Annotated in this window: 11 protein-coding genes; 8 read left to right on the top strand and 3 right to left on the bottom strand. The window is 74.4% G+C overall.

Annotation, left to right across the window (positions count from 1 at the left end; genetic code table 11):
* The first annotated feature begins 199 nt into the window (after nucleotides 1-199).
* Together dnaE and ACWIZO_RS23365 are read left to right on the top strand one after the other, a co-directional pair.
* Nucleotides 200-3,775, top strand: a complete 3,576-nt coding sequence (gene dnaE, locus ACWIZO_RS23370; RefSeq protein ID WP_448639988.1) for a DNA polymerase III subunit alpha — start codon at nucleotides 200-202, stop codon at nucleotides 3,773-3,775.
* Between the two features lie 34 nt (nucleotides 3,776-3,809).
* Nucleotides 3,810-4,442, top strand: a complete 633-nt coding sequence (locus tag ACWIZO_RS23365) for a hypothetical protein (RefSeq protein WP_448639987.1) — start codon at nucleotides 3,810-3,812, stop codon at nucleotides 4,440-4,442.
* Between the two features lie 35 nt (nucleotides 4,443-4,477).
* Here the strand turns inward: ACWIZO_RS23365 and ACWIZO_RS23360 are convergent, their stop codons facing one another.
* Nucleotides 4,478-5,326, bottom strand: coding sequence for an LON peptidase substrate-binding domain-containing protein (locus ACWIZO_RS23360; protein ID WP_448639986.1), 849 nt, complete (start codon nucleotides 5,324-5,326; stop codon nucleotides 4,478-4,480).
* A gap of 100 nt (nucleotides 5,327-5,426) precedes the next feature.
* On the opposite strand from ACWIZO_RS23360, the gene hisD reads away from it, so the two are divergent.
* The 5 genes from hisD to ACWIZO_RS23335 are packed head-to-tail and all read left to right on the top strand — an operon-like array spanning nucleotide 5,427 to nucleotide 9,212.
* A complete protein-coding gene (hisD, locus tag ACWIZO_RS23355; RefSeq protein WP_448639985.1) occupies nucleotides 5,427-6,731 on the top strand; it encodes a histidinol dehydrogenase in 1,305 nt (434 codons plus the stop codon).
* Nucleotides 6,728-7,864 (top strand): histidinol-phosphate transaminase, encoded by a 1,137-nt coding sequence (locus ACWIZO_RS23350; protein WP_448639984.1) that lies wholly within the window; start codon nucleotides 6,728-6,730, stop codon nucleotides 7,862-7,864. Before hisD ends, ACWIZO_RS23350 begins: the two co-directional genes overlap by 4 nt.
* Nucleotides 7,865-7,869: 5 nt before the next feature.
* On the top strand, nucleotides 7,870-8,466 hold the full coding sequence (hisB, locus tag ACWIZO_RS23345; RefSeq protein WP_448639983.1) for an imidazoleglycerol-phosphate dehydratase HisB: 597 nt from the start codon (nucleotides 7,870-7,872) through the stop codon (nucleotides 8,464-8,466).
* Nucleotides 8,467-8,643, top strand: coding sequence for a hypothetical protein (locus ACWIZO_RS23340; RefSeq protein WP_448639982.1), 177 nt, complete (start codon nucleotides 8,467-8,469; stop codon nucleotides 8,641-8,643).
* Complete coding sequence (locus ACWIZO_RS23335) at nucleotides 8,640-9,212, top strand: nucleotidyltransferase family protein (RefSeq protein WP_448639981.1); 573 nt, start codon at nucleotides 8,640-8,642, stop codon at nucleotides 9,210-9,212. Before ACWIZO_RS23340 ends, ACWIZO_RS23335 begins: the two co-directional genes overlap by 4 nt.
* 7 nt (nucleotides 9,213-9,219) lie before the next feature.
* Here ACWIZO_RS23335 and ACWIZO_RS23330 read toward each other — a convergent pair whose 3' ends face one another.
* The gene (locus ACWIZO_RS23330) at nucleotides 9,220-10,329 is read right to left on the bottom strand and encodes a diguanylate cyclase (RefSeq protein WP_448639980.1); all 1,110 of its coding nucleotides are present in this window, start codon (nucleotides 10,327-10,329) and stop codon (nucleotides 9,220-9,222) included.
* A gap of 167 nt (nucleotides 10,330-10,496) precedes the next feature.
* Here ACWIZO_RS23330 and hisH point away from each other — a divergent pair, with 167 nt between their 5' ends.
* Nucleotides 10,497-11,135 carry an imidazole glycerol phosphate synthase subunit HisH gene (hisH, locus tag ACWIZO_RS23325; RefSeq protein ID WP_446761205.1) on the top strand — a complete coding sequence of 213 codons (639 nt, stop codon included), beginning with the start codon at nucleotides 10,497-10,499 and terminating at the stop codon, nucleotides 11,133-11,135.
* A 1-nt stretch (nucleotide 11,136) separates the two neighbouring features.
* Here hisH and ACWIZO_RS23320 read toward each other — a convergent pair whose 3' ends face one another.
* The gene (locus tag ACWIZO_RS23320) at nucleotides 11,137-12,171 is read right to left on the bottom strand and encodes a molybdopterin-dependent oxidoreductase (protein WP_448639979.1); all 1,035 of its coding nucleotides are present in this window, start codon (nucleotides 12,169-12,171) and stop codon (nucleotides 11,137-11,139) included.
* Nucleotides 12,172-12,179: the final 8 nt, after the last annotated feature.

The following is a 12,179-nucleotide window of genomic DNA, read 5'->3' as shown; positions in this document are numbered from 1 at the left end:
GTGTCCCGGCCCGCCGAGACACGTCCTGTCAGACCCTCGGCGTAGACACTCGCCAGTGCGAGGATCGCAAGGGCCGGCCCGGGCCCGCGTCGGTTCCTCGCACCGAGGAGCACCGCACCGCCCCGGTCTTCCCCGCCGGTCGCCCGCCGGAGCACCCACCGGCCGGGCCAGCACGACCTGTGAGGAGCGCCGCACCGCCGTGAGCAGTCCGACCCGAGGCTCAGGGACCGACTCGTTCGTGCACCTGCACGTGCACACCGAGTACTCGATGCTCGACGGGGCGGCCAAGCTGCCCGAGGTCACGAAGGCCGCCGCCGAGTACGGCATGCCGGCCCTGGCGATGACCGACCACGGCAACGTCTTCGGCGCCTACGACTTCTACAAGCACGCCAACGCCGCCGGCGTGAAGCCGATCATCGGCATGGAGGGCTACTACACGCCCGGCTCGCGCTTCGACCGCGCGCCCTTCGACTTCGGCGACAACCTCATCGACGAGGACGGCGAGGGCGGCTCCTCGCGCGGCAAGGCCGCCTACACGCACATGACGCTGCTGGCGCGCACCACCGAGGGGATGCACAACCTCTTCCGCATCTCCTCCATGGCCAGCCTCGAGGGCCAGTACCGCAAGCCGCGCTTCGACCGCGACCTGCTCGAGCGCTACGGGAGAGGCCTGATCGCGACGACGGGCTGCCCGTCGGGCGAGGTCAACATGTGGCTGCGCGCGGGCAAGGTCGACCGCGCCCGCCAGGCCGCCGCCGACTTCCAGGACATCTTCGGGAAGGAGAACTTCTACGCCGAGCTGATGGACCACGGCCTGTCCATCGAGCAGAAGACCCGCCCGGCGCTGATGGAGATCGCCAAGGACCTCGGCATCCCGCTGCTGGCCACCAACGACCTGCACTACACGCACCGCGACGACGCCGAGGCCCACGACGCGCTGCTGTGCATCCAGACCGGGTCGCGGCTGAACGAGACCAACCGCTTCAAGTTCAACGGCGACGGCTACTACCTCAAGAGCGCCGCGGAGATGCGCGCGCTGTTCACCGGTGACCTCGCCGCGGCCTGCGACAACACGCTGCTGGTCGCCGAGCAGTGCGAGGTCAGCTTCACCGAGGGCGCCGACCTCATGCCGCGCTTCCCCCTCCCGCCGGGGGAGGACGAGACCTCGTGGTTCGTCAAGGAGGTCGAGCGCGGCCTGCACAAGCGGTACCCGAGCGGCATCCCCGCCCACGTGCGCAAGCAGGCCGACTACGAGGTCGGGATCATCACCCAGATGGGCTTCCCGGGGTACTTCCTCGTGGTCGCCGACTTCATCAACTGGGCCAAGGACAACGGCATCCGCGTGGGCCCGGGCCGTGGCTCGGCGGCGGGCTCGCTGGCCGCCTACGCCATGGGGATCACCGACCTCGACCCGCTGGCGCACGGGCTGATCTTCGAGCGGTTCCTCAACCCCGAGCGCGTCTCCATGCCCGACGTCGACATCGACTTCGACGACCGCCGCCGCGGCGAGGTCATCCAGTACGTCTCGCAGAAGTACGGCGAGGAGCGGGTCAGCCAGATCGTCACCTACGGCACCATCAAGGCCAAGGCCGCGATCAAGGACGCCGCCCGCGTGCTCGACCGCCCCTACTCGGTGGGCGACGAGCTGACCAAGCTGATGCCCCCGGACGTGATGGGCAAGGGCATCCCGCTGTCGGGGGTGTTCGACCCCGCCCACCCCCGCTACAAGGAGGCCGCGGAGTTCCGCGCCCGCTACGAGTCCGACCCCGGCGCGGCCGAGGTCGTCGACCAGGCGCGCAAGCTCGAGGGCCTCAAGCGGCAGTGGGGCGTGCACGCCGCCGGGGTCATCATCGGCCGCTACCCGCTGATCGACTCGATCCCGATCATGCGGCGCGAGGCCGACGGCGCGATCATCACGCAGTTCGACTACCCGACCTGCGAGACGCTCGGCCTGCTGAAGATGGACTTCCTGGGCCTGCGCAACCTCACCGTCATCGACGACGCGCTGCGCAACATCGTCGCCAACGGCAAGGACCCGATCGACCTCGAGGAGATCAGCAAGGACCTCACCGACCCGGCCACCTACGCGCTGCTGGCCCGCGGTGACACTCTCGGCGTCTTCCAGTTCGACGGCGGGCCGATGCGCTCCCTGCTGCGGCTCATGCGCCCGGACAACTTCGAGGACATCTCCGCCGTCGGCGCGCTCTACCGGCCCGGCCCGATGGGTGCGAACTCGCACACCAACTACGCGCTGCGCAAGAACGGCCAGCAGGAGATCACGCCGATCCACCCCGAGCTGGCCGAGCCGCTCGAGGAGATCCTCGGCACGACCTACGGCCTGATCGTCTACCAGGAGCAGGTCATGGCGATCGCGCAGAAGGTCGCCGGGTACTCCCTCGGCAAGGCCGACCTGTTGCGCCGCGCGATGGGCAAGAAGAAGAAGTCGGTCCTCGACGCGGAGTTCGTCGGCTTCGAGGCCGGCATGAAGGAGCGCGGCTACTCCGCCGCGGCGGTCAAGACGCTGTGGGACATCCTCGTCCCCTTCGCCGACTACGCGTTCAACAAGGCGCACTCGGCCGCCTACGGCCTGGTGTCCTACTGGACCGCCTACCTCAAGGCCAACTACCCGGCCGAGTACATGGCCGGCCTGCTCACCAGCGTCGGCGACGACAAGGACCGCCGGCCGATCTACCTGGCCGAGTGCCGGCGGATGGGCATCAAGGTGCTCCCGCCGGACGTCAACGAGTCGGCCTGGGACTTCACCGCCGTGGGCACCGACATCCGCTTCGGCCTGGCCTCGGTCCGCAACGTCGGGCACAACGTCGTCGACTCGATCCGCCGGGCCCGCGAGGAGAAGGGCGCCTTCAAGGACTTCGCCGACTTCATGCGCAAGATCGACACGGTCGCGTGCAACAAGAAGGTCATCGAGTCCCTGGCCAAGGCCGGGGCGTTCGACTCCCTGGGCCACTCCCGGCAGGGCATCGTCGCCGTGCACGCCCAGGCCGTCGACTCCGCGATGGCGCTCAAGCGCAAGGAGGCCGAGGGCCAGTTCGACCTGTTCGGCAGCTTCGGCGAGGGCGGGGGAGGGGACGACCCGTTCGGCGGGGCGCTGGACGTCGTCGTCCCGACGGCGGACTGGTCGAAGTCCGAGCGGCTGGTGTTCGAGCGCGACATGCTCGGCCTCTACGTCTCCGACCACCCGCTGCACGGCGTCGAGCACGTGCTCGCGGCGAACGCCGACACCCCGATCGCCGAGATCAACGCCGGCGGGGTGGAGGACGGCGCCAACGTGACGATCGCCGGCATCCTCACGGCGGTCTCCCCGCGCACGAACAAGCAGGGCGCGCCCTGGGCCATCGCCACGCTGGAGGACCTCGAGTCCGGCATCGAGGTGCTCTTCTTCCCGAAGACGTGGGCGGAGGTGTCGGAGAAGATCGTCCGCGACCAGATCGTCGCGGTGAAGGGGCGGATCAGCCGGCGCGACGACCAGCCCTCGCTGTTCGGCTCCGAGGTGACCATCCCCGAGCTCAGCGAGGGCCCCCGCGGCCCGGTGCTGGTGTCGATGGCGGCCGCCCGGTGCACCCCGCCGGTGGTGGAGCGGCTGCGCGAGGTCCTCGGCAGCCACCCCGGGACCACCGAGGTGCAGCTGAAGCTGATCAACGGCGGCCGGGAGACGGTGCTGCGCCTGGACCAGGGGCTGCGGGTGCGCCCGAGCACCGCGCTGATGGGCGACATCAAGGCGCTGCTGGGTCCCACCAGCGTCGCCCTGCTCTGAGCGCGCGGCCGACCGGACGGGTTCACTGGGCGTCGTGAGCAGTTCCTCCCCGGTCCCCGGCAGCCCGGCGGTGCCCGGCCGCCCGGCGGTGCCCGGCCGCCCGGTCGTCCCCGGCGCTCCGGTCGTGCCCGCGGTCGCCGCGGCGGTCCGCCCGGCTGGCTGGCGGGTGCTGCCCGAGCTGCGGTCGGACCTGCGCGGCGCTGTCGTCTGGGCCGGCCTGCTCGGCCTGTCCGGCCTGGCGGTGGGCCTGGTGTGGGTCTGGCTCGCCCCCCGCGCGCGGTTCGAGGTGGTCGACGGCGGCGCGGTCCCCCTGGGCCGCCCGTCGGCCGAGCTGCTGGTCGCCGACGACGCCGTCCTCGTGCTGCTGCTCGCCGGTCTCGGCCTGCTCGCCGGGGCCGGGGCGTGGGCGGTGCGCCGGCGCCGGGGCGTGACGTGGATGGTCGCCACCGCGCTCGGCACCGGCGTCGCCGGTGTGCTGGCCTGGCAGCTGGGCGAGGCGCTGGCGCCCGGGCCCACCGCCGCGCAGCTCCGCGACGTCGGCGCGCGGGTGACCACCGGGCTGGAGCTGTCCTCACCCCCGGCGCTGGCCGTGGGCCCCTTCGTCGCGCTGCTGGTCTACGTCGTCGTGGCGCTCTTCGCCGCCTCGGACGACCTCGGCCGCGGGTGACGTGCGGGCACGGCGCCCTGCAGGGGGTCCTCCGACTAGTTGAGGCCCAGCGGTCCGGCGAAGTGGTGCAGCGATGCGGGCACCGCGCCGACGGCCTCCAGCAGCGTCAGCTCGCGGCGTAGCAGCCGGGTCTCGGCCACCAGCCGGCGCCGGGTCGCCGACTCGGCCAGCAGCGCCTGCCGGTCCTCGGTGGTGAGCAGCGCGGCCGACGCCACGAGCCAGGACAGGGCGCGCGGGTCGTCTGCCACCGCCTGCAGCAGTGCGGCGGCGCCGGTCGGGTCCTCGCCGTCCCCGGCCAGCTCGGCCGCTGCCTCGCTCACCTCGTCCTGCGCCAGGCCGGCCTGCAGCCCGGCGACGGCGGTGACGTAGCGGGAGAACAGGTCGCCGACCCCGCGCTGCAGCACGCCCAGCGAGCCGCTGGCCACCTCCTCCACCAGCCCCTCGTCCAGGCCCGACCCGCCGGCCGCCGGGGAGCCCAGGACCTGCTCCTGGTCCCCGGCGGCCTCCTCGGCGGCCTCCTCCTCGCTCAGCCACTCGACCTCGGCGCGCAGGTAGGGCGGGTCCTCACCGACGACGACGTCGAGCAGCCGGAAGCGGTCCCCGCCGACGGTGACGACCTGGAACCCGCCGTCGGGCTGGGGCCGCACCGTCTGCAGCACCGCGCTGCAGCCGACGTCGTAGAGCGCCTCGGCCGGGGCCACCCGTTCGACCTCCCAGCCCTGGCGGATCGCGACCACGCCGAAGAAGCGCCGGCCGCTGCCCTCCGGCAGGGCCTGCAGGTCGCGCACCAGCGCCCGGTAGCGGGGCTCGAACACGTGCAGCGGCAGGACGATCCCGGGGAACAGCGGCGACCCGAGCGGGAACAGCGGGATGAGGTCGCCCACGTCGGCGAGCCTACGGGCGGGCGCTGGCGGCAGCCCGCTCCGCCGTCCCGACTACCCTCGGAGGACGCCGCCCCACGCCCGTGACCCCCGGAGGCTCCCCGTGCTCGCCCGCATCGACCTGCGCGGTTCCGCGCTGCCCGGGGTCCGCGACCTGGCCGGCCTGCTGCCCCGCGCCGCCACCGACATCGACTCGGTCCTGGCCACCGTCCGTCCGCTGTGCGAGGACGTCCGCATCCGCGGCGCCCAGGCGGTCCGGGAGATCACCGCCCGCCTCGACGGCGTCGACGCCGAGGACTTCACCGTCCCTCCCGCGGCGCTGCAGGCCGCTCTCGACGGCCTGGACCCGGCCGTGCGCGCCGCCCTGGAGGAGTCGATCGCCCGGGTGCGCCGGGTGCACGCCGACCAGGCCCGCACCGACGTCACCACGCAGGTCGTCCGCGGCGGCACGGTCACCGAGCGCTGGCTGCCGGTGCGCCGCGTGGGTCTCTACGTGCCCGGCGGGCTGGCGCCACTGCTGTCGAGCGTCGTCATGAACGTCGTCCCGGCGCAGATCGCCGGGGTCGAGTCGATCGCGGTCGCCTCCCCGCCGCAGCGGGACAACGGCGGCCTGCCCGACCCCGGCGTCCTGGCCGCGTGCGCGCTGCTCGGCGTTCCCGAGGTGCACGCCGTCGGCGGCGCGCAGGCCATCGCCGTCTTCGGCTACGGCGCGGGCTCCTGCGAGCCGGTCGACCTGGTCACCGGCCCCGGCAACGTCTACGTCACCGCCGCCAAGCGGCTGCTGCGCGGCCTGATCGGCATCGACTCCGAGGCCGGCCCCACCGAGGTCGCGATCCTCGCCGACGACACCGCCGACCCGGTGCACGTCGCCGCCGACCTGATCAGCCAGGCCGAGCACGACCCGCTGGCCGGCGCGGTCCTGGTGACCACGAGCGAGGCGCTGGCCGACGGCGTCGTCGACCTCGTGCCCGCCCAGGTCGCGGCCACCAAGCACTCCGACCGGATCAGCAGGGCGCTCGACGGCAGCCAGTCGGGCGTCGTCCTGGTCGACGACCTCGACGCCGGCCTCGCGGTGGTCGACGCCTACGCCGCCGAGCACCTGGAGATCCAGACCCGCGACGCGCGCGCGGTGGCGATGCGGGTGCGCAACGCCGGCGCGGTGTTCGTCGGCGCCTGGTCGCCGGTGTCGCTGGGCGACTACATCGCCGGGTCCAACCACGTGCTGCCCACCGGCGGCTGCGCGCGGCACTCCAGCGGGTTGAGCGTGCAGACGTTCCTGCGCGGCATCCACGTCGTCGAGTACGACGAGCAGGCGCTGGCCGAGGTGGCCGGGCACGTCGACGCCCTGGCCCACGCCGAGGACCTGCCCGCGCACGCGGCCGCCGTCCGGGCCCGGCAGACGCCGTGACGACCGCCCCCCGGACGTCGATCGAAGGGCTCCCACTGCGGCCGGAGCTGCGCGGCCGCACGCCCTACGGTGCCCCGCAGCTGCAGGTGCGCCACCGGCTCAACACCAACGAGAACCCGCACCCGCTGCCCGCCGAGCTGCTGGCCGCCCTCGGCGAGGCGCTGGGCTCCGCGGCGGTCGAGCTCAACCGCTACCCCGACCGCGACGCGACCGCGCTGCGCGCCGACCTGGCCGCCTACCTCTCCCGCGGTGGGGAGTACATCGGGCCGGCGCAGGTGTGGGCGGCCAACGGCAGCAACGAGGTGCTCCAGCAGCTGCTGCAGGCCTTCGGCGGTGCCGGGCGGACGGCGCTGGGCTTCACCCCGTCCTACTCGATGCACCCGATCATCTCCGCGGGCACCGGCACGGCGTGGGTCGACGGGCACCGGCGCGAGGACTTCACGATCGACGCCGCGCAGGCGGTCGCCCAGGTGCGCGAGGTCCGCCCGGACGTCGTCTTCGTGACCAGCCCGAACAACCCCACCGGCACCGCGGTGGCGCTGGAGACGATCGAGCAGCTCCACGACGCCAGCTCGTACGGCCACGGGCGCGCCGGCATGGTCGTGGTGGACGAGGCCTACGCGGAGTTCGCCCGCGCCGGCACGCCGTCGGCGCTGACCCTGCTGCCCGGCCGGCCCCGCCTGGTCGTGAGCCGCACGATGAGCAAGGCCTTCGGCATGGCGGGGCTGCGGCTGGGCTACCTGGCCGCCGACCCCGCCGTCGTCGACGCGGTGCAGCTGGTCCGGCTGCCCTATCACCTGTCCTCGCTCACCCAGGCCGCCGCGCGGGCCGCGCTGGCGCACACCGACGCGCTGCTGGCCACCGTCGACGCGGTCAAGGACCAGCGCGATCGGATCGTCGCGGCGCTGCCCGGGATGGGCCTGACCAGCGTGCCCAGCGACGCGAACTTCGTGCTCTTCGGCCGGTTCGCCGACGCCGCCGCCGCGTGGCGGGCGCTGCTCGAGCACGACGTCCTCGTCCGCGACAACGGCCTGCCCGGCTGGCTGCGGGTCACCGCCGGCACGCCCGCGGAGACCGACGCGTTCCTCACCGCGCTCGCCGCGATCGCCCCCGACCACCGCCTGGGAGACTGAGACCCATGAGCCGTACTGCACGCGTCGAGCGGGCGACCAGCGAGACCAAGCTCGTCGTCGAGGTCGACCTCGACGGCACCGGGAAGAGCTCGATCAGCACCGGTGTCGGCTTCTACGACCACATGCTCACCGCGCTGTCGAAGCACAGCGGCATCGACCTCACCGTGCAGGCCGACGGCGACCTGCACATCGATGCCCACCACACCGTCGAGGACGTCGCCATCGCGCTCGGCCAGGCCTTCGCCGAGGCGCTCGGGGACAAGCGCGGCACCACCCGCTACGGCGACGCCACGATCCCCATGGACGAGGTGCTCGTGCAGGCCGCCGTCGACCTCTCCGGCCGGCCGTACTTCGTGCACGCCGAGCCCGAGACGATGACGCCGATGATCGGGCCGGACTACCCGACGTCGCTGACCAGGCACGTGCTGGAGTCCTTCGCGTTCAACGCGCGGATCACCCTGCACGTGCGCGTGCTCTACGCCGGCCGCGACGCCCACCACATCGTCGAGGGCCAGTTCAAGGCGCTGGCCCGCGCACTGCGCACCGCCGTCGCGATCGACCCGCGGGTCGCCGACGTCCCGTCCACCAAGGGCGCGCTCTAGGTGTCCTTCGGCGCCGTCCTCGTCGTGGTCGGCGGGTTCCTGCTGGGCGGGGCGTGGAGCATCTGGAAGGCCGACCACGACACCAGGGGCCGCACCGGCCCGCAGATCGCCTTCGCCGCCATCCTGCTGGTGGCGGCCCTGCTGGCGACGGCGTCGGGGATCCTGCGCCTGGTGTGAGCGAGGACCGCTTCCTCGAGCTGGTCCTCGCCGACCCGACCGTGGCCGCGGTGCTGGACCGGGCGCCGTCCCTCGGGGTCGGCGACTGGTGGCTCACCGCCGGCGTGCTGTTCCAGACCGTGTGGAACACCCTCACCGGGCGACCTCCCGGCACCGGGATCCGCGACGCCGACCTCTTCTACTGGGACGACGACCCCTCCTGGGACGCCGAGGACGCGGTCATCCGCCGCGGCGCGGAGCTGTTCGGCGACCTGCCGGTGCCGGTCGAGATCCGCAACCAGGCGCGGGTGCACCTCTGGTACGCCGGCCACTTCGGCACGACCGCGCCCGCGCCGTTCCGCGACTGCCGGGACGCGGTCGACGCCTTCGCCGCGGTCTGCTGCGCGGTCGCCGTCACGGTCGGCGACGACGGCCCGCGGCTGTACGCGCCCCACGGCCTCGACGACCTGCTCGGCCTGGTGGTGCGCCCCAACCCGCGCAGCCCCGCGCCGCCCGCGGTCTACGAGGCCAAGGCCGCCCGCTGGCAGGCGGTGTGGCCCGAGCTGACCGTCCTGCCCTGGGCCCGCTGAGCCCGGGTCAGGAGGCGGGGACCGGCACCGCGGCGTCCGCGACGGCCTCGTCGTCGGTGTCGTCGTCGGTGTCGTCGACGGTGTCGTCGGCGGTCACCACGCGGTCGCGGCCGCCGCGCTTGGCGCGGTAGGCCGCCGTGTCGGCAGCGGCCTGCAGGGCGGTGGCGTCGGGGACGGTGGCCGTGGCCACGCCGACGCTGAGGGTCGCGCCGAGCGCGGCGTCGTCGGCGCGGACCCGCGCGCGCAGCCGCTCGCCGATGGCGGCGGCCTCCGGCAGCGCGGTGTCGGGCAGCAGCAGCGCGAACTCGTCGCCGCCGAGGCGGCCGGCGACGTCGCCGGGGCGGGTCAGGTCGGTGAGGGCGGCGCCCACCAGCTGCAGGACGCCGTCGCCGGCGGGGTGGCCGAAGGTGTCGTTGACGGTCTTGAAGGAGTCGACGTCGACGATGAGCAGGCTGACCGGGGAGTCGGCCGCGGCCCGGCGCACGTGGTCACCGAGCCGCTCGTGGAAGGCGCGGTGGTTGAGCGTGCCGGTGAGCCCGTCGCGCCGGGCCAGCGCGGCGATCTCCTGCGCGTAGGCCGCGGTGCGCTCGTAGGCGCGGACGTGGTTGGCCGAGGCGAAGGCGCAGGTGCCGGTGGCCACGGCCAGCGCCAGCACGCCGACGATCAGGTCCGACGGGCGCAGGCTGCCGTCGACCAGCCCCATCGTCAGGTAGCCGGTGACGATGGTCGTCCCCGCCAGCGCCACCCCGATCGGCGGGTAGGCGAGCGCGGCGTGCGCCAGCAGGACGAACAGGAACAGCACGTAGGGGCTGGTCGTCCCCCCGTCCAGCAGGCACAGCACGATCACCAGCGCGATGCCGGCGGCCTCCCAGGTGTCGTAGAACAGCCGCCCGCGCGGGTGGCGCACCAGTCGCTCGACCGGCACCAGCAGCAGCAGCGGCGCCGGGACGGCGACCGCCAGGGCGATGGGCACGATCGCGGCGGCGTTGGGCACACCGACGGTGATCCAGGTGCGCATCAGCACGACGGCGGGCAACACGACGCACAGCACGACACCGCCGATCGTGTGTCGGCGCCAGAAGGCGACGCGCTCCTCGTCCTGTGCCAGTGGTCGCATGCCCGGGACATCGCCCGGTCGCCGGGGCGCCTTGAGCCGGGCCGTCCGGCCCTCACCCCGGGGGGTGACCGCGCCCCGGGACGCGACCGGGACGCGACGGGGACGCGACCGGGGAGGCGCCGGGAACACGGCCGGGGGAGCCGGCGCTGCTCGGTACCGTGGCAGCCGTGAAGAAGAGGGTTACGGTCCTCGACTACGGGTCGGGGAACCTCCGTTCCGCCGAGCGGGCGCTGGCCCGGGTCGGCGCCGACGTCACCGTGACCGCCGACCGCGACGCCGCACTGGACGCCGACGGGCTCGTCGTCCCCGGCGTCGGCGCCTTCGCGCACTGCATGCGGGAGCTGCGCGCCGTCGACGGGCCGCGCACCATCGGCCGCCGGCTGGCCGGCGGGCGTCCGGTGCTGGGCATCTGCGTGGGCATGCAGGTCCTGTTCGAGCGCGGCGTGGAGCACGGCCACGACGCCGAGGGCTGCGGCGAGTGGCCCGGCACGGTGGAGCAGCTCGAGGCGCCGGTGCTGCCGCACATGGGCTGGAACACCGTCTCGGCGCCCGCGGACACCGTGCTGTTCGCCGGGCTGGCCGACGAGCGCTTCTACTTCGTGCACTCCTACGGCGTGCGCGAGTTCACCCTCGGCCAGGACGGCCCGCCCAGCCGCCTGGCGCCGCCGAAGGTGACCTGGGCCGAGCACGGCGACCGGTTCGTGGCCGGGGTGGAGAACGGCGCGCTGTCGGCCACCCAGTTCCACCCGGAGAAGAGCGGCGACGCCGGCGCCCAGCTGCTGACCAACTGGCTCGCCACGCTCTGAGCTACTGCAGGGGGACCGGCGGCTGCAGCCACCACGGCCCGTCGACCACCTCGACCCGGCGCACCCACTTCACCCACCAGAAGCCCCGCCGGCCCGGCGCCACCAGCCGCACCGGCGCCCCGTGCCCGGCCGACAGCGGCCGTCCCGCGCAGTGCGTGGCCAGCAGCAGCGATCCGGCGTCGGTCAGGGGCAGCCGCCGCCGGTAGCCGGTGACGCTGACGACGTCGAGGCTGCCGCCCTCGGGCAGCCGCGTCCCGGCCAGCAGGCGGTCCAGCCGCACCCCGCGCCACTCCTGCTCGGCGTACCAGCCGCCGGTGCAGTCCAGGACGGCGGTCACGGTGTCGCCCCGGTCGAGCTCGGCGGCCAGCAGCCGTGTGGTGCGGCCGCCGGCGACCACCTCGAGGACGTCGTCCCCGCCGTCGGGCACCGGGTCGGTGAACCACTGGGTGACCGGCATGGCGGCCGGCTCGCCGCTGCCGCGCTCGTGCGAACCGGTCCCGCGCCGCCGTCCACCCGGTGCCCCCGTGAGGCGCAGGCCGCCCTCCACCGCACCCCAGAGCGCGGCCGCGCCCACCGCCAGCCCCCCGGCGCGCAGCAGCGCCCGCCGGGAGACGTCGGTCCGTCGGAGCCGCTGCCGGCTGCCGACGGCGTGCAGGACCAGCAGCGCGCCGGTGCCGACGCCGGCGGCCACGTGCACCTGCAGCAGGCCGACGCCGCCCACCGTGGCACCCGTCGCGCTGTGCACGACCCCGGTGACCAGCGTGAGCGCCAGGAGGGCGGCCAGCGCCCAGGCGGCGACGGGATCGCGCCGGCCGGCCGTGCGCGCCCGCGACCGCCGGACGACGACGGTCTTCCACGGTCCGAGCAGCAGCAGGCCCAGCCCCGCGGCCCCGTGCACGGCGGTGACGAGCCGCGAGGGCAGCGGCGTGCCGACGCCGAAGGCCACCACCCCGGTGCCGCCGGCGAGCAGCAGGAGGGCGAGCAGGCCGAGGTTGGTCCGGCGCCCGGCGCGGCGGGGGAGCGGGACGGCCGGCATCCCCGGAG

It is taken from the genome of Geodermatophilus sp. URMC 63 (genome assembly GCF_053502565.1).
This window is presented reverse-complemented; position numbering and strand designations above follow the sequence as displayed.

What these genes read in the sequence shown, in the direction of transcription:
- hisB (WP_448639983.1), top strand. Translation starts at nt 7,870, where the DNA reads ATGAGCCGTACTGCACGCGTCGAGCGGGCGACCAGCGAGACCAAGCTC.
- ACWIZO_RS23330 (WP_448639980.1), bottom strand. Translation starts at nt 10,329, where the DNA reads ATGCGACCACTGGCACAGGACGAGGAGCGCGTCGCCTTCTGGCGCCGA.
- ACWIZO_RS23320 (WP_448639979.1), bottom strand. Translation starts at nt 12,171, where the DNA reads ATGCCGGCCGTCCCGCTCCCCCGCCGCGCCGGGCGCCGGACCAACCTC.